Genomic DNA, 21223 nt, shown 5'->3' on the forward strand with positions numbered 1-21223 from the left:
GAAACTCGGGGCTATTCATGATCCCCTTGCCCTCGGTAAAATGCAGCCGCCTGATTTTTGCGTTCGCCAGTGGGCTCGAACCAGTGGCGCCTCACTGGCTCACTCTCCACGATCAGCATCCCGCGCTCGGCCTCCGATAATCCTCAGAAGCACATTGGACCCAACCCCCGGTCGGTGGGGTCCCTTTGGGACGCCGATCACCCCAGAAGCGGGGTCCTTATTCCACGCCGGTCAACAGCTGATCGTGCCGGACCGGCGGTCGCGTCCGCACAGCCATGACCTGGTCCTGGCCTTGTTCGAACAGGAGGGCATTGAGCCGCACATCATCCAGAACGCCGATGAGAAGCAGACCATGCTGAACATGGTGGCGGCAGGGATCGGGGCTGCCATCGTGCCGCGCTGGTGGTCAGGACTGGTGCCGCGTGGCGCGCATGTCTGCGGGCTGGAGATCAGCAACGATAATTCCCGCGCCAAGTTGCCACTTCATGTCGTTTGGCCTCGCGACGTGCGCGATCCCTCACGTGATACCGTGGTCGAGGTCTGCGGGCGGGTGATCTTGTGATGATCCATGCTTCGCTGAAGGCGCTCGGCCCGAGGGCGGTGCGGCCGGGGTCCTCGAGGCTCTGCTGACATCCCCGGTAAGCGCCGCGTCAGCTACGATATGCCGATGCGGGGTCCGGATGGCCGGACGGTCTGGGAAGCGGCCACGGATTTCGACTCGAACGGCATCCTCGATTGCTTCGCCGCCGAGGGCGGGCCGGACGCGGTCGAGACCATCGCACGCGCCTATGTCGAGACGGGCCGGCACCGCGAGGGCGTGGTCGGCGCCGCGCGCTGCCATCTGTTCGACGCGCGGGATATCGTCGCCTTCGGTGTCGGCTGGCTGGAGCGGCAGTTCGGATCGGCGGCGCATCCGCGGTCACGGCGAGACCGCCGAGGCATTTTACCGGGCCTTTGCGTCCCACACATTGCACAACGGCGACGGCCCAACGATCAACAGTCGGTCGATGACGTGTTGGCCCATCTTCGAGGTCCGGCCCTTGACGGTCCTGGCCGCTGCTCGAAGGTTGAGACCGCAAGGCCCACCCAGGCGGGAAAGTCCCGGCTCTCCGAAAACGTCTCCATCGGTGATACGGAGCTGGTGATCTCCACCCCGGTCTTCGGATCCAGAGGCAATACGAGGCAAGGTGTCCTCAACCATCTTTCGTGCAACGGAGCCCGACTCAACTCCGTCGAACTATACCAAGCCCCTCGGCTGCAAGAAGGGCAACAACCAGTCCGGCCACCAACTCGAGCCCTGCTGCCATGCCGCGCAGCGCGGCGGATTCGGCGACCCCGGCCATTGCCCTGCCAGGTCAGCACCAGCAGCAGGATCGCGCCGCTGCAAGGGCGGACGGCGATCGCTAGGATGACCGACGCGAGTTCCCGCCCGCTGGTCGCCGCGCCAATCCGTGCGGCGAGGGTGCGTGGGTGTGGCCGCAGCTTGCGCAGGCGGTGTGGTGGTCGTGACTGTGCATGTGAAGACCTGCGTGGTCATGGCCCGCTGCCGCAACGCGGTGACGCGAGAAGACACTTCCTTCACGATGCCAAGGGTGATTCGAGATCCTCGGCGTGCTGCGACCGGAACCCGTAATGCTCTCTCAGCGTCCGACCCTCATAGTGATCGCGGAACAGGCCCCGGCGGCGCAGGATCGGCACGACCTCGTCGGCGAAGATCTGCAACTGGCTATGCTGGATCGGTGGCATCACGTTGAACCCGTCCGCCGCGCCCGACCGGAACCAGTCCTCGATCATATCGGCGATCTGCTCGGGCGTGCCGGTCGCGCTGAAATGTCCGCGAGCACCCGCCAGTCTTTGCAACAGCTGGCGCAGGGACAGCCCCTCGGCCAGGGCGGTATCGACATAGCCGGTGGCGCGGCTCTTCGAGGCCTCGACCTGCGCCGGGTCCGGGAAGTCGTCGCGGCGCAGCGGGCGGTCCAGCGGCACGGCCGAAAAATCGTGCCCGCCAAAGCGCGCCGAAAGCCGGGCCAGCCCGATCTGCGGGCTGGTCAGCGCGTCCAGTTCCTCCCACACCCGCGCGGCCTCGGCTTCGGTGGACCCGATGGCGGCGCTGATGCCGGGCAGGATGACGATGTCGGCCTCGGACCGGCCAAATCCTGCGGCGCGGGTCTTGATGTCGCGATAGAATGCCCGCGCCGAATCCTTGGTCAGATGCGCGGTGAAGATCGCCTCGGCCCATCTCGCGGCAAAGGCGCGCCCCGACTCTGACTGGCCCGCCTGGATATAGACCGGCCGCCCCTGCGGGCTCCCCGGCACGTTCAGCGGGCCGCGCGTCTGCCAATGCGGACCCCGGTGGTCCACCGGCCGGATCCGCGACGCATCGGCATAGCGCCCGCCCGCGCGATCGTCCAGCACCGCATCGGCCGGATAGCTGCGCCACAGCGCGTCTACTGCCGCCAGGAAATCCTCGGCCATCTGGTAACGCTGCTCGTGCGGTACGTCCTCGGCATGACCGTAATTCGCCCCGGCCTGCGGCGCCCACGACGTGACGATGTTCCAGCCCGCCCGACCCCGAGACAGGTGGTCAAGCGTCGCGAATTGCCGCGCCAGCGTATAGGGCAGGCTGTAGGTCGTGGAGGCAGTGCCGATCAACCCGATCCGGCTGGTCAGGGCGGCAAGGGCCGACAGCAGCGTGATCGGCTCCAGCGCGCCGCTGGCCACCAGCCCGCCATTGGTCGGCGCCACCAGTGCGTCAGCCAGGAAAACCGCGTCGAATTTGGCATCCTCGGCCATGCGGACCGCCTCGGCGTAAAGCTGAAGGTCGGTCAGGGGACGATCGACCGAGCCGGGATGCCGCCAGGCGCTTTCGTGGTGGCCGCGCGGCATCAGGAACAGGTTCAAGTGCAGTTGGCGGGTCATGTCGGCGTCTCCTCAGACGATGTCGGGATCGACGCCCAGATCGCGCAGCAGCGTCAGGCGCAGTTCTTCGAAACGGGGGTGGCTGGTGCGGCGCGGATGCGGGATAGCCACGATGTAATCCTCGGCGATGCGGCCGTCCTTCAGCAGCAGGATCCGGTCGGCCAGTTGCAGCGCCTCGTCCACGTCATGCGTGACCAGGATCACCGTGGGGCGGCTTTTCTCGACGAGGCGGAACAGAAGGGCGTGCATTTTCAGCCGCGTCAACGCGTCCAATGCGCCGAAGGGTTCGTCGGCCAGCAGCAATTCAGGTTCGCGCAGCAGCGACCGGGCCAGGGCCGCGCGCTGCTTCTGCCCGCCCGACAGGGTCGAGGGCCACAGCCCGCCTTTGTCGTCCAGCCCGACCGCGGCCAGCATGGCATCCGCCGCGGCCACGGCATCCGCCCAGCGCAGGCCCAGGGTCACGTTGTCGCGCACCGTCAGCCAGGGCAGCAGCCGCGAATCCTGGAACAGCACCGAAACATGGTCGGGCACGGCGTAATGGCCCTGCATTTGGGCATCCGGGTCCAGTCCGGCCAGTGCCCGCAGCAGCGTCGTCTTGCCGGACCCGGATTCGCCCAGCAGGGCGACGAACTGCCCTTGCGGGATGTCCAGCGTGATCCGGTCCAGAACATTTCGGCCGCCGAATCCGCGCGACAGTTCTCGGGTCGAGACTGCGGTGCTGATGGGGCGATGCCGCGTCATGATCCGAGCGACCTCCGCCAGGACAGCACGCGCGCCTCTATCAGGCGGACGAGTGCGTCGGACAGCAGACCCAAGACGGCATAGACGAAGATGCCGACCACGATCACGTCGGTCTGGCCCCAGTCGCGCGCCCGGTTCATCAGGTAGCCGATGCCGGTCTGGGTGTTGATCAGTTCAAGCACCACCAGCGAGGTCCAGCACAGCGTGACGGCCAGCCGCAGCGATACGAAGAAGCCCGGCAGGGCACCGGGCAGCGCCACCTTGCGGATGAATTCCGACCGGGTCAGGCCCAGGGTCTGCGCCAGCTCCACATGACCGATGTCGATGCCGCGCAGGGCGGCATGGGTGTTGATATAGACCGGCACCAGCACGGCGGTGAAGATCAGGAAGATCTTCATCGCCTCGCCGATGCCCAGCCACAGGATCACCAGCGGGATCAGCGCCAGCGTCGGCACCGCGCGCTTGATCTGCACCAGCCCGTCGATCAGCGCCTCGCCGCTGCGGGTCAGGCCCGACAGCAGCGCCAGCACCAGCCCGCTGAGGACGCCCAGGAACAGGCCTGCATAGGCCCGCCCCGCCGAGGCCGCGAGATGGGGCAGCAAGGTGCCGTCCGCGACCAGCCGGATCCCCGTGGCCAGTGCCGTCGAGGGCGAGGCCAGCGTATAGGGCGACAGCACGCCCAGCCGGGCCGCGCCTTCCCAGATCGCCACCAGCAGCACCGGACCAATCAGCCGCATCCCGCCGGGCAGACGGCCCGGCGTCAGTTGCCGCGCCGAAGGGGCAGGCCGGGACGCGGCTTCGGTCTTGTTCTGGCGCCAGAACGTCGTGTCGGCCATCGGCTCTCCTTTCCCCTCCAGGATCAGACCCGGGCGGTCGAGATGAGATCGTCGAACAGCGGCGAGAAGGACTGGGCGGCGTCGAACCGCTCGGGCAGTTCGCCGGCGTCGTAAAGGATGTCGATCAGCTTCTGATGATGCGGGATCGCCTCGGCCGAGGTCTGGAAGATGATCGGCGATTCGGAAGCCAGGATGGCTTGGGTGTCCTCGGGCGCGATTCCCTGGAAATCGGTATAGTAGAACTTGCCCCATTCCGCGTCATGTGCGTTGCGCCACAGCCCTGCCTGCACGAACAGCGGCAGGAACTCGCGCAGCGCCGCGACCTTGGCCTGGTCCTCCAGCACCTCGGGGCGGGCATAGATATAGCTGGTCTGCGGCAGCAGGCGGCGTTCCTCGGGGTCCAGGACCGGGGTAGCGCCGATCTGCTTTTGCAGCCGGGTGACATGGGGTTCCTGAAGGACGGCCACGTCCACGGCGCTGCTGCGGATCGCGTCGGGCAGGTCGGCCACGCGCAGGGGGATCTTCTCCACGTCCTCCAGCGTCAGCCCGGCGCGGTTCAGCGCCTCGATCAGATAGGCCTGCCGCCCCGAGCCTTCGATATAACTGACCTTTTTGCCTTTCAGGTCGGCCAGCTTCCCGATGGTCAGGCCGGGGCGCGAAACGAGGCGATATTGCGCGATCTCGCGCGTGAAGGTCGCGATGATCGGCAACAGCGTCCCCGACGCGCGCGCCTGGATCGGCGGCACGTCGCCCACATAGGCGGCATCCAATGCGCCTGCCCGGATGGCTTCCAGGATCGCCGGCCCGCCCGCGAAATTCGGCAATTCCAGGTCAATCGTCAGCTTATCGGCGCCGCCGCTAGCGGCCAGAAGGTTGCGCAGCAGTTCGGACTGGTCGGCAACGATCAGCTTTGTGGTTGCCGCGAAAGCAAGGCGCGTGCCGGTCAGCGAAGCCGTCGCCAGCGAAGCCGCAAGGAAATGTCGCCTGAGCATGATTTGGTCCCGACTTGGCAGAGTTCCGGGACAAAAAAGGCAGGCTTGGTCCGCCAAATCAATCTCTAGTCGCATTGTCGTCTATATTTGGCAGGCGATGCTCCGATGCGGCTTGTTCGCGGAAGGGCTTATCTCTTTCCTCGTGGTGCAAGAGAGTATTGTTCCTCGCATCGGCCCGTTTGGCGTGTGGCGTCGGCGAACGACGATTCGGGAACGGCATTGACCCGAGGGGAATGCTTGCCGACACAGAAACGGCCGATTATCAATCTGCGAGGCAACCATCGAAAACTTTGACTGACCATCGCAAGGGACATGATCGGATGGAACCGGCGTGCTGTCATCCCCGCCAGAACCATGTGCTGCCGTCGCGGGACAGTTGCATCGGCAAGTCCCCTGCGCCAGTCGTCCACGACGATGTCGTCCTGGCCGGCGGGACGTTCCAGATGGGCGATGCCCTCGGCGAAGGCTATTCCAGCGATTGAGAGCGGCCCGTCCACCCGGTGACGCTTTCGCCCTTTCGAATCGACGTGGCGGCGGTGACGGTCGCGCAGTTTTCGGCCTTCGTTGCCGAAACCGGCTATATGACCGATGCCGAACGCCATGGATCCTCGGCGGTGTTTCACTTGGCGGTGCAGGCACGGCGCAAGGATGTGATCGGCACCTTCGGGATGCCGTGGTGGATCGCCGTAGCGGGTGCCGACTGGCGCCATCCTTTCGGTCCTTTGTCCGACGTCGATCAAGCGACCGATCATCCGGTTATCCATGTCAGCCATGCCGATGCGATGGCGTATTGCCGCTGGTCCGGGCGTGACTTGCCGACCGAGGCAGAATGGGAATATGCCGCGCGAAAGGGTATGAAGGGCGCCAATACCCTTGGGGGGACCACCTGACCGACGGGGATGCGCATTGCGCCAATATCTGGCAGGGCGTCTTTCCGCATTGTAATTCCGGCAAGGATGGCGCCTTGGCTACCGCGCCTGTGCGCAGCTTTCCCCCGAACGGCTACGGACTGTATCAGATGGCCGGAAATGTCTGGGAATGGTGCGCGAACTGGTTCGCCCCCGGCTATTACGAGGTATCGGCACCGATCGATCCGAAGGGACCGCCAGAAGGGGGATCGAGCGGGTGATGCGCGGCGGGTCTTACCTCTGTCACGCCTCCTATTGCAACCGTTCTCGGGTGGCTGCGCGGACTGGGAACGCGTTCTGGGAGAAGGACTGAATCGTGGATAAATGCTTAACCTTGGTAGGCGTGGTGCTTGACTGCCGCGCTTCCCTGTCGTCTGAAATTCTTCGCGCGCCAATGGCAGAGCCTGCTGCGGGATGTATGCGACAATACCGTGGGCGGTATGGGGCAGTCTCAATCTGACAGAACAGTGCATGTTGACGAAGGTTCGCCCCAGCATCTGGGGCGATGCCTATCTTATTCTTCCTTGAAACGGCTTTTCCTCTGCCAGATCGTATCTGCGATACGGATCCGTCAATAACCGACCGCTCAGTTGCAGTTAGAGGTGTTGCGGATCGCGATCGCTCCGCCGATCAGGGCACCGAGGCCAAAGCCGATCGCCGAACCGGCAGGACCGCCGATGAAGCCGACGATGCCTCCGGCAAAGCCGCCGCCCTAGGTGTTTGATCCCACGGTTTGATGGTGCGATCCTTTCTCAGGGATGGAGGGAAGCATTATGGGCCAGGTTCGTCACGGGAGCGCCACGACCACGCACGCCGTCAGAGCTGCAATACAACGATCGCAAGCTTCGCTCGCGACGCTGAGCCGGGAGCTCGGCATTAACCCCAAGACAGTGGCGAAGTGGCGCAAGCGAGCGACGGTCGATGATCTCAAGACAGGGCCGAAGGAGCCACGCTCCACGGTTTTGACAGAAGCCGAGGAGGCGGCCATCGTCGCGTTCAGGCTGCACACGCTTTTGCCGCTGGACGACTGCCTCTATGCCCTGCAGCCATCAATTCCACACCTGACACGCTCAGCGCTGCATCGGTGCCTTCAGCGCCACGGCATCTCTCGACTGCCCGACGTGGAAGGCGACAAGCCGAAACGGTCGAAGTTCAAGCGCTACCCTATCGGCTTCTTTCATATCGACATCGCCGAGGTGCAGACTGCTGAAGGCAAGCTTTACCTGTTCGTCGGCATTGACCGCACGAGCAAGTTTGCCGTGACCCAGCTCGTCGACAAGGCGGACAGGAAGACAGCTTGGGAGTTCCTGCAGCACATGCTCGAAGCCGTGCCCTATCAGGTCCATACCATCCTCACCGACAACGGTATTCAGTTCGCCGAGCAGCCTCGGAACCGGAACACCATCTATTCCAGACCTATGCGCTTTGACATGATCTGCGAGGCCAACGGCATTGAGCACCGCCTGACGAAGCCCAACCACCCGTGGACCAACGGTCAGGTCGAGCGGATGAACCGCACGATCAAGGACGCCACCGTCAAACGCTTTCACTACACCAGCCACGACGAGCTCCGCACGCATCTCGCCGACTTCATGGCAGCCTACAACTTCGCGCGTAGGCTCAAGACCCTCGGCGGCCTCACGCCCTACGAATACATCTGCAAGATCTGGACATCAGAGCCAGACAGATTCATCCTAAACCCGATCCACCAGATGCCGGGACTGAACACCTAGGACCCGTCTAATGCGTCAGCGGCACAGGCCCGCGCCGAGCCGCCGCAGACCGTGGACATTTCCCTGCTGGATAGTTCGTTCATCGTTGCCGTCTCCTGTGGTTATTGTTTCGCCAGCACAGGCCGGGACTGGGTGCAGCCCCGGCCGTCCGGTCCTTCGGTCACGCCGCCCGCGACCAGCTGAAGCTGGTCCTTGGTCAGTGCGCCTCGGGCGGGCGGTTGCCGTCATTTCCAGACAAAGCGCACCCCCACCCCGACGTCCGAGCCGGTGCGGGTCGATCCGCCGATTACGCTCCAGCCATTGCCGAACGAATAGCTTGCCTGGAGGTCGGTCGATCCCTGGCTACCATATCCCGGCACCGTGCCGCCGCCGAAACTGAAGCCGCTGCCGCCGCTTCCGTTGTCGCCAGTCACGGCGCCAAGTTCGAGGGTGTTCAATTCACGCATGTTGCGCCTCATTTCTGCTGTTGAGAGGGCAAGGTGATCTTCAGGTCTCCGATGATGCAGCCGGCCTCGGACCTGCCGCCAGAGACGTGGGGCAGATCGCGCGCGGCCAGCGGGGCCGGACCTTCGGGGCGCATCGAGGAGACGTTGACGTTCCCGGCAATGTCGTGGACAGTGGACGGATTGTTCCGCGGCTGCAGGATTTCCCGCTCGGCTCTCTGCTGCGCGACATCGCCGTCCAGCATGGCGAGGCTGCTCGGCGTGCGCGGGTCAGGTTGACGCTCGTGGATACAAGCCTGTGCGTCCATGCCGACCGCACGATCCTGGCCGCGATCCTCGGCAATCTCGTGTCGAACGCGGTGAAATACGCCCTTGGCCGCGCGGCGGTGATCGGATGCAGACGTCGCGGCGGACAGTGGAGTGCCCCCACTGAAGTGGTCCGCCAACTGGGATACAAATATCCTGTTCAGGAGGACCATCAGATGGCAGGCAAGCGAGACAAACCGGAAGACATCGTTCTGAAGCTTCGACAGATCGAAGTGCTTCATGGACAGGGAATGGCGATTTCCGACGCGGTGCGGCAGATCGGCGTGACCGAGCCGACGTATTATCGCTGGCGCAAGCAGTATGGCGGCATGAACCGGGATCAGCTGAAGCGTCTCAAGGAGCTTGAGGCGGAGAACCAGCGGTTGCGGCGCGCGGTGTCAGATCTGACCTTGGACAAGATGATCCTGAGCGAGGCTGCACGGGGAAACTTCTAAGCCCTTCGCGCCGTCGCAAGTGCATCGATCATGTGCGGCAGGCGCTTGGCATATCCGAGCGCCGCGCCTGCCGCACCCTCGGGCAGCACCGCTCAACGCAACGCAAGGTTCCTTGCGGCGCCCCGGACGAAGAACGGCTGACGGAGGACATCATCGCGCTCGCTCGCACCTACGGGCGATATGGCTATCGGATGATCACCGGACTGCTGAACAACGCCGGTTGGCATGTAAATCATAAACGCGTGGAACGGATATGGCGGCGTGAAGGGCTGAAGATCCCACAAAAGCAGGCAAAGAAGGGTCGGCTCTGGTTGAACGACGGGTCCTGCGTCCGTCTCCGACCGGAGCACCCGAACCACGTCTGGTCCTATGATTTCGTTCAGGACCGGACACATGACGGACGGCTGTTTCGGACGCTCAATATCATCGACGAATTCACGAAGGAGGCGCTGGTGATCCGTGCAAACCGCAAGCTCAATTCCACCGACGTAATCGACGCCCTGACGGAGCTGTTCATCTTGCGTGGCCCGCCTGCGTTCATAAGGTCCGACAATGGCGCGGAATTCATTGCCAAGAAGGTGCAGGGCTGGATCGGCGCAGTTGGTGCCAAGACCGCGTTCATCGAGCCGGGTTCACCCTGGGAGAACGGGTATTGCGAGAGCTTCAACGCTCGATTCCGCGACGAACTCCTGGACGCAGAAGTCTTCTATTCGCTTAGGGAGGCCCAGATCCTCATCGAGCGATGGCGCCGCCACTACAACACTGTCAGGCCGCACAGCTCCCTGGGATACCGCCCGCCCGCACCGGAAGCCCTCATCCCAATAGACCAGCGGCCGACGATGCACTAACAATCAACCCGGACCACTCCGTGGGGGCAGTCCAGCCAAGCTCGCCGTTATGGTCGAGCGCATCCGCGCCGCAGGCGAGGATCCGGCCGAATACGTCGAGATCAGCTTCAAGGTACCTGAGCGCGCCTATGTCGCCTGGCCCGAGGCGATCCGCCAGGGCTTCGAGCCCGCCCGCACCGTCAAGACCGGCACGCTGAAGATCGACCTGCTGCCGCAGGAGGACTGGATCTATACCGACGGCTGGCTCGCCGGCGTCCTTGCGGAGGGCGAAAGCGATGCCTGAGGTTCTGGAGATCACCGTCTTTCGCTTCGAAGAACTGTCGGATGCGGCCAGGGACCGCGCCCGCGCCTGGTATCGCGATGGCGGGTTCGACTACGACTGGTTCGACTTCGTCTACGAGGATTTCCAGCGGATCGCGGAAATCCTCGGTATCAGCTTCAAGACCCGCACCGTCCGCCTCATGGGCGGCGGCACGCGGCAGGAACCGCTCATCTGGTTCACCGGCTTCTGGTCGCAGGGCGATGGCGCCGCGTTCGAAGGCCACTATTCCTACCGCAAGGGCGCGGCGGCGAAAATCCGCGCCTATGCGCCGCAGGATGCGGAACTGCACCGTATCGCGGATGCCCTGCAGCAGGTGCAGCGGCGCAACTTCTACCAGTTGACCGCCGAGGCGACCCATCGGGGCCGATACTATCACGAGTATTCCATGGCGGTCGCCGTCACCCGCGACAGCCCTGTCTGGCAGGACATGACTGCCGATGCCGAGGAGATCGTGACGGACGACCTGCGTGATCTCGCCCGCTGGCTCTACCGGCAGCTCGAGCGGGAATACGACTATCTCACTTCGGACGAGGCGGTGGACGAGTCCATCACCGCCAATGCCTATACCTTCACCGAAGCGGGAAGGCGGTTCGGCTGAAACCCGGCTTTCCGGCTTTACAGCACCGACCGCAGATCCGTCTGCGCGAAGTCGTCGCCGACGAAGAGCAGCGGACAGCCGCGCTCGGCGGCGACCTCATAGGCGAAGCAGTCGCCGTAGTTGAGGCCGGCGGGATGAACGCCCTTGCCCCAGCGGGCATAGGCATCCGCGATCCTGCGCGCCGAGGCCTCGGTGACGGACACCACCTCGAACCCGAGGCCCTCGACCAGCGCCGTGATCTCCTCGCCGACGTTGCGGCGTCCGGCCACGATCAGCGTCTCGGCCACGGTCCCGGCCGAGATCAGCAGAGCATCCGCCGCCTCGATCGCCGCCATGCAGGCCTCGGCCTGCGGCTCGTCCAGAACGATGGCCATCAGCGCCGAGGTGTCGACGGCAATCATGCCGGCATCCCGTCATCCCCATAGAGGAAATCCTGGCTGCGCGCGGCATCCGTGCTGGGCAGCGCCTTGCCTCGCGCGGTGGCCCGGACCCTCTCCATCAGCGCGCGCCGGCCTCTGGGGGTCGCCGTCACAGCAACCGGCACGAGGCGGACGACCTCATGGCCCCGCCGGGTCAGGATCACCTCGTCGCCGGCCTCGGCCCGCTTCACCAGTTCGGTGAGCTGACCTTTCGCCTCGGTGACAGAAACCCTCATCGCGCATCACTCCGGTCTTCATCCGCTCCTGCGCATAAGATGGTTCAGAGAATGGTCCAATTCAAGCCCGTTGGACGAGGGAGAGGAGGGCCGGGAGAGGGTGCCTCCGGACAGGCTGAGAGAGGGTCGTCCGGCAGGTGTCCCTTTCCCTCTCGGAGATCGAACATGGCCCTGCCCAAACTTGCTTCCCAATTCGCAACCCGCGTCCCCGAGGACCGTCGCATGGACTTCCTGCCGCGTCTATTCGGCCCGCGCCTGCTCATCATCGGCGAGCATACCGTCTTCCACTTCATGGAAACCCTCAGCCCCAACGACTATGGCGGCGGGCTCTGGGACTTCTACGAACGCGACGGCCAGCCGCTCTATCTCGCGCCGCCCTCGAAGCCCCGCTTCCGCCTCTTCTGCGAAGGAAACGGCTTCGAGGGCGAGGTTTCCGCCGACGCTGCCGGGATCATCGCCACGCTCTTCGCCTTCTCGCACCTCTCATTCCGGCACAATGACGACGAACTCGCGGAAGGCTATGGCCGTCTCTACGACTATGCCATCGACCATCCCGAGGTGGCGGCGCTCTTCCAGGCCATCGACTGATGCCGTGATGCGCTTCGGCCTCCGGTCGGGGCGCGCTCCCCTTCCTGCGGTGCCTCATCCGAGAGCGAGAGGCGGGCGGGGAGGGCGTGGATCCGTGCGGCGAAGAGAGCGGTGCGCGGAGTCCATCCCCCAACATCCTTCTGAGGTATCCCGATGAACATGATCCCCGCTTCCGCGGTGGCCTCCGCCACCGCGCCGCTTCCATCCTACCATGAGGTCACGGACGCCGCCTCCGTTTTCGCCGCTGGCAGACTGCTGCTGCCGCATCTGGAGCGCGGCCAGCGCGTCAATGCCGCAACCCTGCGCGGCGCCATGGAAGCGGCCTTCGGCGCTTCCGATGCCAGCGGTGCCTGGACCTGGAAGCTTGCCTATGACGCCTGCGAGGCGGCGACTGTCCTCTTCCTGCGCAAGTACGGCAATGCGCTTTTCCGCAAAGCCGGGTCTCCGGCGGCGATCCTGGCCCAGCTCGGCAAGATCGCCGGGCTTCTGCCGACGCATACGCGCCGATCCGAGGAAGCGCAGGCCTTCCAGCAGTTCTCCACCCCGATCCCACTCGGCTTCGCCGCGCTCACGGCAGCGGCGATCACGCCCGCCGACCGAGTGCTGGAGCGCTCGGCCGGCACCGGACTCCTCGCCATCCTGGCCGAGATCGCCGGCGGCACGCTCCTGCTCAATGAACTCGCCGAGGTCCGCGCTGGCCTCTTGTCCTCCCTCTTTTCGGCCCTGTCCGTCACCCGGTTCGACGCGGCACAGAACAACGCCGTCTCGCGGAAGAAGAAGCTGCACGGTTGAGCAACGTATTTTTCCAGTCCGGCCCACGCACGGGAGGTCCGGCCGGAACAGCCATGCCGGACTGGCTGGGCTCACAGGACAACCGGACGGAACGGCGGCCCAGAACCGCCATACCGCTTTCCTCAACGGGCCGGTGGACCGGCAGACCGTCGCTCCGGATCGCGTCGCACCGCCGGCCTCGCCCTACATCCTTCAAGCCGGAGCCGTGATCCCGGCCGCGCTCATCACCGGCACCCGCCGATTCGGTCAAGTTGATCGTGCCGATGCTAGAGCGATTCATTGCAACTGACCGGGGCTTTGCAAAGGCGCGTCGGGCCGCCCAACCTCCAACGGCGGAGGTGTCGCAGCCATCGCCTTCGCGAGACTGAGCAATCGCCGGAAAGCGGGGTTGTCGTTCTTGGCAGACCATATGGCCGAGAAGCGGAGCATCTCACCGCGGATCGGCCGGTATGTCACGCTTGGGAACTGTGCAACCGTCATGGCTTCGCTTACCAGCGTCAGCCCTCGGCCCAGGGCCACAAGCGGCACGAGATTGTCCCGGCCCACATGCTGCACCTGAATTTCTGGATGTCGGCCGAGTTCTGCAAGCCTTCGCACCAGATGATCGTGGATCTCCTGCCCGGGGGCGGTTTCGCTCACGATGAAGGTTTCGTCTGCGAGGTCGCGCCATACCAACTCCTCACTACCGGCCAGAGCGTGATTGTCGGGCAGGACCACGAACACACGCTCCGACCACAAGGGCGCGCGCTCGCAGCCAGGCCATTCCCGTGTTCCGGTGATGAAGGCAACATCGAGGCTGAGTTGTCGGATCGCAGCGACATGCTCGACGGGGTTGCCATCGAGCATGTCGATCCTGACCTTGCTGTGACGCTGACTATAGCTACCGAGCAACTCTGCCAGAAAGCCCGAAGCGCTAGAAGAATAGATGCCGATCCGAACATGGCCCTGCTCGGATCGGCCGGCCGAGGCGACTTCATGGGCACCCTCACCGATGGTTCTGATAGCCCGTCGCGCCCGGATGAGAAAACGCTGGCCCGCATAGGTTTGCGATACGCCCCATGTGTGGCGGTGGAAGAGTGACGCGCCGATCTGGTCTTCGAGATCGGCTATGCACCGGCTGATGGCGGACTGCGATAACCCCAAGGCGGCTCCTGCCTTGCGGAAACTGCCATGCTCGGCCGCGGCCACGAAGTAGCGGAGATGGCGTAGCTCGATTGAGTCGAATTGTTTAGCTGCTATCCCTTTCATGGGCGCGCCCTGCCCTTGGTCGTAAGGCTGATGTCGATACGACGATTTGCGAGATACTGTGGCGATCTAGAAAAATGCCCCGATGATGGCTGTATGGGAAAACCTTACGATGGGCGGCGCTTATCGGTTGCGGAATTCGGCCTTTCGCCTTTCGGCAAAGGCGTTCATCCCCTCGCGTCGGTCATCCAGCGCGAAAGTCGAATAGAGCAGCCGGCGTTCAATATATAGCCCCTCTTGCAGATGGGTTTCATAGGCCTTGTTGACCGCCTCTTTCGCCAGTTGCAGCACCGGCCTCGAGGAGGCGGCGATCTTCGTGGCTAGCGTCACCGCTTCGGCCACTTGGGTGCCGGCGGGAACGACGCGGCTGACGAGGCCCATCGCCAGCGCCTCGGCGGCGCTGAGCGCGCGGCCGGTCAGGATCATGTCCATCGCCACCGCCTTGCCGACGATGCGGGTCAGCCGCTGCGTGCCGCCCGCGCCGGGGATGATGCCGATGGTGGTTTCCGGCAGGGAAAAACGCGCAGTGTCCGAGGCGATGATGATGTCGCACATCAGTGCGATCTCGCAACCGCCGCCGACCGCATGGCCCGAAACGGCGGCGATCACCGGTTTGCGCACCCGCGCCAACCCTTCCCAGGTGGCGGTGATCAGTTGCTCCTCATAGACCTCGGCAAAAGTCTTGTTCTTGATCTCCTTGATGTCGGCCCCGGCGGCAAAGGCGCGGTCCGATCCGGTGACGACGAGGGCGCCGATGCCGGGATCGGCGTCGAAGGCGGCCGCTGCGGCGGACAGTTCGCCCGTCAACTGCCGGTTCAGCGCGTTCAGCGCTTCGGGCCGGTTCAGGGTGATGATGCCCACCGGGCCTTCGGTGGAAACGAGGACAGTTTCGTAAACCATGCGAACCTCAGATGCGGATCAGGATCTTGCCCATGCGGGCGGGGTCTTCGAGGCGGGCGAAGGCGGCAGGCACCTCGGCCAAGGGAAAGGCGCTGTCGACGGGGGGCGCGAAGGCGCCGGTCTCCCAGGCGCGGATCAGCCGGCGGAATTCCTCGAGGCTCCCCATGGTGGAGCCGTGGATCGACAGTTGCCGCACGAACAGCCGCTGGATGTCGGCGGAAGGATGCGCGCCGGTGGTGGCGCCGCAGGTGACCAGATGGCCGCCGCGCGCCAGCGACCGCAGCGAGGCGCCCCAGGTCTTTTCGCCCACATTGTCGATGACCAGATCGGCACCCCCGCCCGCCGTCAGCGCCATCACCGCCTTGGGCACATCCTCGCGGTAGTCGATGGTTTCCACCCCGAGGGCGCGGAAATGCGCGAGCTTCTCGGTGCCGCTGGTGGTGACGATCACCCGGGCGCCGGCCATCCGTGCCAGTTGCATCGCAGCATAGGCGACGCCGCCGCCCGCGCCTTGGATGAGCACCACCTGTCCTGGCCCGGCGGGGGCCTTGCCGAACACCATCCGCCAGGCGGTCAGGTAGGCCACGCCCAAGAGCGCCGCCTGTTCGAGATCGGCGCCGGGGGCCAGTTTCACCAGCGAGACGGCCGGAATCGCCACATCCTCGGCAAAGGTGCCGTCGCGGTGTTCGCCGAGAATCCGCGCGTGATGGCAAAGCGGCTGGTCGCCTGCCAGACAGGCCCGGCAGCGACCGCAGAATTCGTAGGGGTAAAGCACAACCCTGTCGCCGGGCATCAGGCCCGAATCGGCGGGAGCTTCGATCACCTCGCCCGCGCCGTCGACACCCATGACCAGCGGCAGGGTGTGGGTGATCCCGGCGCCGTTGTCGCGCATGTAGAGATCGACCCGGTTGACCGAGGCGGCGCGCATCCGCACCCGTGCCCAACCCGGCGGGCAGGCGGGCTGCGGCACATCCGCATGGACGACGCCCGTGGCGCCGCGTTCTGTCAGCACGATGGCTTTCATGATGTCTCCTCCGGGCATAAGAGTAAATATATTGTCCTAATTATGCAAGCGACACGTGCGAGCTCCCTAAAGTTTCTCTAGTTTGCAGAGCAAAGTCACTGTTGTCAGGTCGCCCGCGGCGCTATATAAGGAAATATATTGCCATAACTTACGGGAGGGTGTCATGGCCATGGATTCTGAGACGCTTGCGCAGTTCCTGATTACGCTCCGCCGGTTCGTGGACGAACGGCTGATCCCGGCCGAGGCCGAGGTGGCCGAGGGCGATGCGATTCCCGCCGGTTTGCTGGCCGAAATGCGCGAGATGGGGCTGTTCGGTCTGACCGCGCCCGAGGAATACGGCGGGCTCGGCCTGACCATGGAGGAGGAGGTGCTGGCCGTCTTCGAACTGGGCCGCGCGGCGCCGGCCTTCCGCTCGATGTTCGCCACCAATGTCGGCATCGGGATGCAGGGCATCGCCATCGACGGCACGCCCGAGCAGAAGGCGAAATACCTGCCGGGGCTGGCAAGCGGCGAGTTGATCGGATCGTTTGCGCTGACCGAGCCGGACGTGGGCTCCGATGCGGCATCGGTGAAGACCACCGCGCGCAGGGACGGCGATTTCTATGTGCTGAACGGCACCAAGCGGTTCATCACCAACGCGCCCCATGCCGGGCTGTTCACGGTGATGGCGCGAACCGACCCCGAGCAGAAGGGCGCCGCTGGCGTCTCGGCCTTCGCGGTGGAGCGCGGCACGCCGGGGCTGAGCCTCGGCAAGCCGGAAAAGAAGATGGGTCAGCAGGGCGCACATGTCTGCGACGTGATCTTCGAGGATTGCCGGGTGCCGGCCTCGGCCCTAATCGGCGGGGTCGAGGGGCAGGGGTTCAAGACCGCGATGAAGGTGCTGGACAAGGGCCGGCTGCACATCGCCGCTGCCTGCGTCGGCCTGTCGGATCGCATCATCGACGACATGCTGGACTATGCGGTGAACCGAAAGCAGTTCGGCAAGCCGCTGGCCGAGTTCCAGCTGGTGCAGGCAATGTTCTCCGACAGTAAGGCCGATGCCTATGCCGCGCGCTGTATGGTGCTGGACGGCGCCCGCAAGCGCGATGCGGGCCAGAGTGTCAGCGTCGAGGCCTCCTGCGCCAAGATGTTCGCCTCCGAGGCTGTGGGCCGGATCGCCGACCGCAACGTGCAGGTGCATGGCGGTAACGGCTATATCCGCGAATACCGGGCCGAGCAGCTGTTCCGCGACGCGCGGCTGTTCCGCATCTACGAGGGCACGACGCAGATCCAGCAGATCGTCATCGCCAAGGCGCTGGTGGCGGGCGCACGCGAACGGGCCGGGCTGTAACCGGCCGGTCGCGGCGGGGCGGCTATTCGGCCGCCCGCCGTTCCTCGGCGGTGTCGGGGTCGATCTGCTTGAAGTTGCGCAGCATCTTGTCGAGGTAGTGGATCATGTGGATCTTGTCCTCGGTCGAGAAGCCGAGAAGCGCCTCGTCATAGTAATCGGCGATGACGGGGCGCATATTTTCGTCCCACAGGCTGCGGCCCTTGTCGGTCAGCCGGATCAGGCGCGAACGGTTGTCATTCTCGGCCACCGCCCGCTCGGTAAAGCCGAGCGTCTCCAGTCGCGACAGGACGCCGGCCAGGTTCTGGCGGCTGACCAACAGGTAGGCAGCGAGATCGCCGACCGGCGCGCCATTCTCGAACGCGGGGCGGGACAGGGCGCCCAGAACGGCCCATTGCTGCGTGGTGATCCTGTAGTCGTCCAGCGCCCGTGTGCCAGTTTTGTGCATCATGTTGGCGCACTGATACAGGCGGAAGAACAAGCGGTTGCTCAGCCCGACCGTCATATCCCTGAATCTGTCAGCATCTTTACTCATTTCGCCACTCTGCTGCCACGACAGCGAAACGTCAAGCGATGCTGCAATTGCGAAATAAGGTAAATATGTTGACATAAACGTGTGATTCGCTATTTCTGTCTCAGGGAGGCTGATCCTGGATTCGGATGCGGCGAATGCCGTGCAGGTGCGAAATGGCGCATTTGCCGACCGAATCCTTGCGGCCTGTTAACATCGAAGGAGGACGCCGTGCGTGGCCTGAAAGGTAAAGTAGTTGTCGTAACTGGTGGTGGCGGCGGTATCGGCTCGGCCACCTGTCTGCGTTTTGCCGAAGAGGGGGCCCGTGTCGTGGTCGCCGATATCGGTGCCGCCGCCGCCGCCAAGGTCGTGGACGCGATCAAGGCGAATGGCGGCGAGGCTGTGGCAATGGTCGTGAACCTGATCGACTATGACGCCACCGCCGCCGCGGTCGCGCAGGTCGAGGCAGAGTTCGGTCCGATCGACATCCTGGTCAACAATGCCGGCTGGGATCTGTTCGTTCCCTTCCTGAAGTCGGAACCCGAATTCTGGTCGAAGATCATCGACATCAACCTGCGCACCGTGCTGAACATCACCAAGCCGGTGGTGGCCTCGATGGTCGCGCGCGGCGCGGCCGGGCGTGTCGTCTCCATCGGCTCGGACGCCGGGCGCGGCGGGTCGTCGGGCGAATCGGTCTATTCCGCCTGCAAGGCCGGGGTGATCGCGCTGACCAAGACGCTGGCGCGCGAACATGCGCGCAACGGCATCACCTTCAATACCGTCTGCCCCGGCGTGACCGAGACGGCGATGCTGGAAACCTTCATGGAAGGCGCGGGCGACAAGGAAAAGCTGCGCACCGCCTTTACCCGCGCGGTGCCGCTGGGCCGGATGGGCAAGCCCGAGGATCTGCCGGGCGCGATCCTGTTCTTTTCCAGCGACGACGCCGCCTTCATCACCGGCCAGACCCTTTCGGTCTCGGGCGGCCTGACCATGCACGGCTAGGGGGGGAAGCCATGACCGAATATACCGACATCCTTTATGAAATCCGCGGCGGAGCCGCCTGGATCACCATCAACCGCGCCGACAAATACAACGCCTTTCGCGGCCATACGGTGGACGAACTGATCCATGCCTTCCAGCAGGCGGGTTGGGATCGCACCGTCGGCGTGATCGTGCTGACCGGGGCGGGCGACAAGGCCTTCTGCACCGGCGGCGACCAGTCCGCCCATGATGGCCAGTATGACGGGCGCGGTGTCATCGGCCTGCCGATTGATGAACTGCAATCGCTCATCCGCGACGTGCCCAAGCCGGTCATCGCCCGCGTCAACGGCTTTGCTATCGGCGGCGGCAATGTGCTGGCCACGATCTGCGACCTGACCATCGCGTCGGAAAAGGCGCAGTTCGGGCAGGTGGGGCCCAAGGTGGGCTCTGTCGATCCGGGCTTTGGCACCGCCTATCTGGCGCGGGTTGTCGGCGAAAAGCGCGCGCGAGAGATCTGGTATCTCAACAAACGCTATACCGCTGCGGAGGCGCTTTCCTGGGGTCTCGTGAATGCCGTCGTCCCGCACGAGGATCTGGATGCCGAGGTCGATCGCTGGGTCACCGAGCTGATGGAGCGTTCGCCTACGGCACTGGCGCTCGCCAAGGTCTCGTTCAACGCCGACAGCGAAAACATTCGCGGCATCGCGGCTTTGGGGATGCGCGCGCTCAGCCTCTATTACGACACCGACGAGAGCAAGGAGGGCGGGGTGGCCTTCCGGGAAAAGCGCAAGCCGGATTTCCGCAGGTTCGGAAAATAGAAGCATACCAACAAGCGTAAGGGAGGAATACATGCTTGCATCGTCGAAGGGCCGCTCCGCGGCCATGGCCCTTGCCCTGTCGGCGGCGTTCGGAGGAAACGCCGTCGCCCAGGACGGGCCGGTGAAGGTCGGCTTCGCAGCCGACTTGACCGGCGCCTGCGCGGCGCTGTCGGAGGACGGGCTGAACGGCGCCAAGATCGCCGCCGAGGAAATCAACGCGGCGGGCGGCATCCTGGGCCGCCAGGTGGAACTGGTCGTGCGCGACACCCAGACCAAGCCCGACGAGGGCGCCAAGGTCGCGCGGGATCTGATCACCAGCGAAAAGATCGACGTGCTGACCGGCGTCTGTTCTTCGGCGGTGATGCTGGCCGAAAGCGCGGTCTCGGCCGAGCTGAAGGTGCCGTTCTACGCCGCCATCGGCTCGACCCAGCGGGCGAATATCGAACTCTTCCAGCCCTATTTCTGGCAAGTGCAGGCCAATGCCACGATGGAAGCCTATGCGGCGGCCGAATATGTGGCGAAGAAGGCCGAGTGGACCAAGATTTCCACCCTCGGGTCGGATTACGAATGGGGCCATACCTCGGTCGCGGCCTTCACCGAGCGGCTGAAGCAGCTGCGCCCCGACATCACCTTCGCCGATCCGATCTATGCCAAGGTCGGCGAAACCGCGATGGCCCCCTATATCACCGCCACGCTGGCGCAGGCGCCGGATGCCGTCTTTGCGCCGCTGTTCGGGCCGAGCCTGGGTGCCACACTGAAACAGGGGCAGGGCTTCGGCTTCTTCCAGAAGGCCAACCTCGTCACGCTGATGACGGTGGACACGCTGCAATCGCAGGGCGCCTCGATGCCTGCCGACAATGTGTATGGCCTTGCCCGCGCGCCGTTCTTCGCGCTGGAACAGACGCCGGAAGTGACCGCTTTCATCGAGAAATACCGCGCCGCCTATGGCGAATATCCGACCGACTGGGCGATCAATGCCTATGACGGGCTTCGCTTCTATGCCGCCGTGGCCGAAAAGGCCGGAACGGTCGAGGGGGATGCCGTCATAGCCGCCCTGCCGGAAGTCACCTTCGACGGATTGCGCGAGAAGGGCCTGACGGTCCGGGCGCTGGACGGACAGATGAACGCGCCGGTCTATGTCGGCAAGGCGACCAAGGCGGACGGCTACGACTTCCCGATCCTCACCGAGGTCGAGAAGTTCGTGGGGGCACCGCTGATGCCGGCCGAGGACTTCATCCTCCAGGCCCGCGAAGCCGCCAAGTAAGCCTCTCTGCCAACCTG

23 protein-coding genes and 3 pseudogenes are annotated in these 21223 nt (G+C 64.6%); 13 read left to right on the top strand and 13 right to left on the bottom strand.

All coding sequences use genetic code 11. The features are described from left to right. Nucleotides 1-40: 40 nt before the first annotated feature. Together PXD02_RS01715 and PXD02_RS01720 are read left to right on the top strand one after the other, a co-directional pair. Nucleotides 41-562 (top strand): LysR substrate-binding domain-containing protein, encoded by a 522-nt coding sequence (locus tag PXD02_RS01715; RefSeq protein WP_275105249.1) that lies wholly within the window; start codon nt 41-43, stop codon nt 560-562. Nucleotides 563-625: 63 nt separating this feature from the next. Beyond that, nucleotides 626-904, top strand: a pseudogene (locus tag PXD02_RS01720) (AAC(3) family N-acetyltransferase); the annotation flags it as partial. A 674-nt stretch (nt 905-1578) separates the two neighbouring features. Here PXD02_RS01720 and PXD02_RS01725 read toward each other — a convergent pair. The 5 genes from PXD02_RS01725 to PXD02_RS01745 all read right to left on the bottom strand — a co-directional run bounded on the left by PXD02_RS01725 (nt 1579) and on the right by PXD02_RS01745 (nt 6090). Next, nucleotides 1579-2919 (bottom strand): LLM class flavin-dependent oxidoreductase, encoded by a 1341-nt coding sequence (locus PXD02_RS01725; protein ID WP_275105250.1) that lies wholly within the window; start codon nt 2917-2919, stop codon nt 1579-1581. Nucleotides 2920-2931: 12 nt separating this feature from the next. Then, a complete protein-coding gene (locus PXD02_RS01730) occupies nt 2932-3660 on the bottom strand; it encodes an ABC transporter ATP-binding protein (protein WP_275105251.1) in 729 nt (242 codons plus the stop codon). Further along, nucleotides 3657-4496 carry an ABC transporter permease gene (locus PXD02_RS01735; RefSeq protein ID WP_275105252.1) on the bottom strand — a complete coding sequence of 280 codons (840 nt, stop codon included), beginning with the start codon at nt 4494-4496 and terminating at the stop codon, nt 3657-3659. The genes PXD02_RS01730 and PXD02_RS01735 overlap by 4 nt, the downstream gene beginning before the upstream one ends. A gap of 23 nt (nt 4497-4519) precedes the next feature. Then, nucleotides 4520-5488, bottom strand: coding sequence for an ABC transporter substrate-binding protein (locus PXD02_RS01740; protein ID WP_275105253.1), 969 nt, complete (start codon nt 5486-5488; stop codon nt 4520-4522). Nucleotides 5489-5616: 128 nt separating this feature from the next. Then, on the bottom strand, nt 5617-6090 hold the full coding sequence (locus PXD02_RS01745) for a hypothetical protein (RefSeq protein WP_275105254.1): 474 nt from the start codon (nt 6088-6090) through the stop codon (nt 5617-5619). Here PXD02_RS01745 and PXD02_RS16820 point away from each other — a divergent pair. Both PXD02_RS16820 and PXD02_RS01755 read left to right on the top strand, forming a co-directional pair. Further along, nucleotides 6025-6617 (top strand): annotated as a pseudogene (locus PXD02_RS16820) (SUMF1/EgtB/PvdO family nonheme iron enzyme). The gene PXD02_RS01745 and the pseudogene PXD02_RS16820 overlap by 66 nt on opposite strands. A gap of 552 nt (nt 6618-7169) precedes the next feature. Beyond that, nucleotides 7170-8129: an IS481 family transposase gene (locus tag PXD02_RS01755; RefSeq protein ID WP_275103905.1), complete on the top strand. Its 960-nt coding sequence runs from the start codon at nt 7170-7172 to the stop codon at nt 8127-8129. 224 nt (nt 8130-8353) lie between these two features. Here the strand turns inward: PXD02_RS01755 and PXD02_RS01760 are convergent, their stop codons facing one another. Together PXD02_RS01760 and PXD02_RS01765 are read right to left on the bottom strand one after the other, a co-directional pair. Further along, nucleotides 8354-8575 carry a hypothetical protein gene (locus tag PXD02_RS01760; RefSeq protein WP_275105256.1) on the bottom strand — a complete coding sequence of 74 codons (222 nt, stop codon included), beginning with the start codon at nt 8573-8575 and terminating at the stop codon, nt 8354-8356. A gap of 8 nt (nt 8576-8583) precedes the next feature. Beyond that, nucleotides 8584-8817 (bottom strand): hypothetical protein, encoded by a 234-nt coding sequence (locus tag PXD02_RS01765; protein WP_275106474.1) that lies wholly within the window; start codon nt 8815-8817, stop codon nt 8584-8586. Between the two features lie 237 nt (nt 8818-9054). Here PXD02_RS01765 and PXD02_RS01770 point away from each other — a divergent pair. From PXD02_RS01770 to PXD02_RS01780, 3 genes are all read left to right on the top strand, one after another. Further along, a protein-coding gene (locus PXD02_RS01770) for an IS3 family transposase (RefSeq protein ID WP_275103593.1) occupies nt 9055-10181 on the top strand; the annotation gives its coding sequence in 2 pieces (ribosomal slippage) (nt 9055-9319 and nt 9319-10181; 1128 coding nt in all). Between the two features lie 49 nt (nt 10182-10230). Next, complete coding sequence (locus tag PXD02_RS01775; protein WP_275105257.1) at nt 10231-10464, top strand: hypothetical protein; 234 nt, start codon at nt 10231-10233, stop codon at nt 10462-10464. Then, nucleotides 10457-11101: an antitoxin of toxin-antitoxin stability system gene (locus PXD02_RS01780; protein ID WP_275105258.1), complete on the top strand. Its 645-nt coding sequence runs from the start codon at nt 10457-10459 to the stop codon at nt 11099-11101. Before PXD02_RS01775 ends, PXD02_RS01780 begins: the two co-directional genes overlap by 8 nt. Before the next feature lie 17 nt (nt 11102-11118). Here PXD02_RS01780 and PXD02_RS01785 read toward each other — a convergent pair whose 3' ends face one another. Both PXD02_RS01785 and PXD02_RS01790 read right to left on the bottom strand, forming a co-directional pair. Continuing rightward, nucleotides 11119-11502: a type II toxin-antitoxin system VapC family toxin gene (locus tag PXD02_RS01785; RefSeq protein ID WP_275105259.1), complete on the bottom strand. Its 384-nt coding sequence runs from the start codon at nt 11500-11502 to the stop codon at nt 11119-11121. Continuing rightward, nucleotides 11499-11756, bottom strand: coding sequence for a type II toxin-antitoxin system Phd/YefM family antitoxin (locus PXD02_RS01790; RefSeq protein WP_275105260.1), 258 nt, complete (start codon nt 11754-11756; stop codon nt 11499-11501). The genes PXD02_RS01785 and PXD02_RS01790 overlap by 4 nt, the downstream gene beginning before the upstream one ends. Before the next feature lie 222 nt (nt 11757-11978). Between PXD02_RS01790 and PXD02_RS01795 the strand changes: the two genes are divergently transcribed. Next, on the top strand, nt 11979-12344 hold the full coding sequence (locus PXD02_RS01795) for an antirestriction protein (RefSeq protein ID WP_275105261.1): 366 nt from the start codon (nt 11979-11981) through the stop codon (nt 12342-12344). A 153-nt stretch (nt 12345-12497) separates the two neighbouring features. Further along, nucleotides 12498-13097, top strand: a pseudogene (locus tag PXD02_RS01800) (methylase); the annotation flags it as partial. Nucleotides 13098-13412: 315 nt separating this feature from the next. Here the strand turns inward: PXD02_RS01800 and PXD02_RS01815 are convergent. The 3 genes from PXD02_RS01815 to PXD02_RS01825 form a co-directional block, all read right to left on the bottom strand. After that, entirely contained in the window at nt 13413-14384 is a 972-nt protein-coding gene (locus PXD02_RS01815) for a LysR family transcriptional regulator (protein WP_275105262.1), read from the bottom strand. Between the two features lie 120 nt (nt 14385-14504). Beyond that, entirely contained in the window at nt 14505-15281 is a 777-nt protein-coding gene (locus PXD02_RS01820; protein ID WP_275105263.1) for an enoyl-CoA hydratase-related protein, read from the bottom strand. A 7-nt stretch (nt 15282-15288) separates the two neighbouring features. Further along, nucleotides 15289-16305, bottom strand: coding sequence for a zinc-binding dehydrogenase (locus tag PXD02_RS01825; RefSeq protein ID WP_275105264.1), 1017 nt, complete (start codon nt 16303-16305; stop codon nt 15289-15291). 163 nt (nt 16306-16468) lie between these two features. Between PXD02_RS01825 and PXD02_RS01830 the strand changes: the two genes are divergently transcribed. Then, nucleotides 16469-17635 carry an acyl-CoA dehydrogenase family protein gene (locus PXD02_RS01830; RefSeq protein WP_275105265.1) on the top strand — a complete coding sequence of 389 codons (1167 nt, stop codon included), beginning with the start codon at nt 16469-16471 and terminating at the stop codon, nt 17633-17635. 22 nt (nt 17636-17657) lie between these two features. Here PXD02_RS01830 and PXD02_RS01835 read toward each other — a convergent pair whose 3' ends face one another. Then, on the bottom strand, nt 17658-18083 hold the full coding sequence (locus PXD02_RS01835; RefSeq protein WP_275105266.1) for a MarR family winged helix-turn-helix transcriptional regulator: 426 nt from the start codon (nt 18081-18083) through the stop codon (nt 17658-17660). Between the two features lie 291 nt (nt 18084-18374). Here PXD02_RS01835 and PXD02_RS01840 point away from each other — a divergent pair, with 291 nt between their 5' ends. Genes PXD02_RS01840 through PXD02_RS01850 form a run of 3 tightly spaced genes read left to right on the top strand, consistent with a single transcriptional unit; the run spans nt 18375 to nt 21206 of the window. After that, the gene (locus PXD02_RS01840) at nt 18375-19145 is read left to right on the top strand and encodes an SDR family NAD(P)-dependent oxidoreductase (RefSeq protein WP_275105267.1); all 771 of its coding nucleotides are present in this window, start codon (nt 18375-18377) and stop codon (nt 19143-19145) included. Between the two features lie 11 nt (nt 19146-19156). Further along, nucleotides 19157-19942, top strand: coding sequence for a 2-ketocyclohexanecarboxyl-CoA hydrolase (badI, locus tag PXD02_RS01845; protein ID WP_275105268.1), 786 nt, complete (start codon nt 19157-19159; stop codon nt 19940-19942). 31 nt (nt 19943-19973) lie between these two features. After that, nucleotides 19974-21206 (top strand): ABC transporter substrate-binding protein, encoded by a 1233-nt coding sequence (locus tag PXD02_RS01850; protein ID WP_275105269.1) that lies wholly within the window; start codon nt 19974-19976, stop codon nt 21204-21206. The last annotated feature ends 17 nt before the right edge of the window (nt 21207-21223 follow it).

The sequence above is a fragment of the Paracoccus sp. S3-43 genome, assembly GCF_029027965.1.
GTDB lineage: Bacteria > Pseudomonadota > Alphaproteobacteria > Rhodobacterales > Rhodobacteraceae > Paracoccus.

Excerpts from the sequence above, each read along its gene's own strand:
- PXD02_RS01715 (WP_275105249.1), top strand. The coding sequence starts at position 41 with ATGCAGCCGCCTGATTTTTGCGTTCGCCAGTGGGCTCGAACCAGTGGC.
- PXD02_RS01725 (WP_275105250.1), bottom strand. The coding sequence starts at position 2,919 with ATGACCCGCCAACTGCACTTGAACCTGTTCCTGATGCCGCGCGGCCAC.
- PXD02_RS01730 (WP_275105251.1), bottom strand. The coding sequence starts at position 3,660 with ATGACGCGGCATCGCCCCATCAGCACCGCAGTCTCGACCCGAGAACTG.
- PXD02_RS01735 (WP_275105252.1), bottom strand. The coding sequence starts at position 4,496 with ATGGCCGACACGACGTTCTGGCGCCAGAACAAGACCGAAGCCGCGTCC.
- PXD02_RS01740 (WP_275105253.1), bottom strand. The coding sequence starts at position 5,488 with ATGCTCAGGCGACATTTCCTTGCGGCTTCGCTGGCGACGGCTTCGCTG.
- PXD02_RS01745 (WP_275105254.1), bottom strand. The coding sequence starts at position 6,090 with ATGGCGTTCGGCATCGGTCATATAGCCGGTTTCGGCAACGAAGGCCGA.
- PXD02_RS01755 (WP_275103905.1), top strand. The coding sequence starts at position 7,170 with ATGGGCCAGGTTCGTCACGGGAGCGCCACGACCACGCACGCCGTCAGA.
- PXD02_RS01760 (WP_275105256.1), bottom strand. The coding sequence starts at position 8,575 with ATGCGTGAATTGAACACCCTCGAACTTGGCGCCGTGACTGGCGACAAC.
- PXD02_RS01765 (WP_275106474.1), bottom strand. The coding sequence starts at position 8,817 with ATGCTGGACGGCGATGTCGCGCAGCAGAGAGCCGAGCGGGAAATCCTG.
- PXD02_RS01775 (WP_275105257.1), top strand. The coding sequence starts at position 10,231 with ATGGTCGAGCGCATCCGCGCCGCAGGCGAGGATCCGGCCGAATACGTC.
- PXD02_RS01780 (WP_275105258.1), top strand. The coding sequence starts at position 10,457 with ATGCCTGAGGTTCTGGAGATCACCGTCTTTCGCTTCGAAGAACTGTCG.
- PXD02_RS01785 (WP_275105259.1), bottom strand. The coding sequence starts at position 11,502 with ATGATTGCCGTCGACACCTCGGCGCTGATGGCCATCGTTCTGGACGAG.
- PXD02_RS01790 (WP_275105260.1), bottom strand. The coding sequence starts at position 11,756 with ATGAGGGTTTCTGTCACCGAGGCGAAAGGTCAGCTCACCGAACTGGTG.
- PXD02_RS01795 (WP_275105261.1), top strand. The coding sequence starts at position 11,979 with ATGGACTTCCTGCCGCGTCTATTCGGCCCGCGCCTGCTCATCATCGGC.
- PXD02_RS01815 (WP_275105262.1), bottom strand. The coding sequence starts at position 14,384 with ATGAAAGGGATAGCAGCTAAACAATTCGACTCAATCGAGCTACGCCAT.
- PXD02_RS01820 (WP_275105263.1), bottom strand. The coding sequence starts at position 15,281 with ATGGTTTACGAAACTGTCCTCGTTTCCACCGAAGGCCCGGTGGGCATC.
- PXD02_RS01825 (WP_275105264.1), bottom strand. The coding sequence starts at position 16,305 with ATGAAAGCCATCGTGCTGACAGAACGCGGCGCCACGGGCGTCGTCCAT.
- PXD02_RS01830 (WP_275105265.1), top strand. The coding sequence starts at position 16,469 with ATGGCCATGGATTCTGAGACGCTTGCGCAGTTCCTGATTACGCTCCGC.
- PXD02_RS01835 (WP_275105266.1), bottom strand. The coding sequence starts at position 18,083 with ATGATGCACAAAACTGGCACACGGGCGCTGGACGACTACAGGATCACC.
- badI (WP_275105268.1), top strand. The coding sequence starts at position 19,157 with ATGACCGAATATACCGACATCCTTTATGAAATCCGCGGCGGAGCCGCC.
- PXD02_RS01850 (WP_275105269.1), top strand. The coding sequence starts at position 19,974 with ATGCTTGCATCGTCGAAGGGCCGCTCCGCGGCCATGGCCCTTGCCCTG.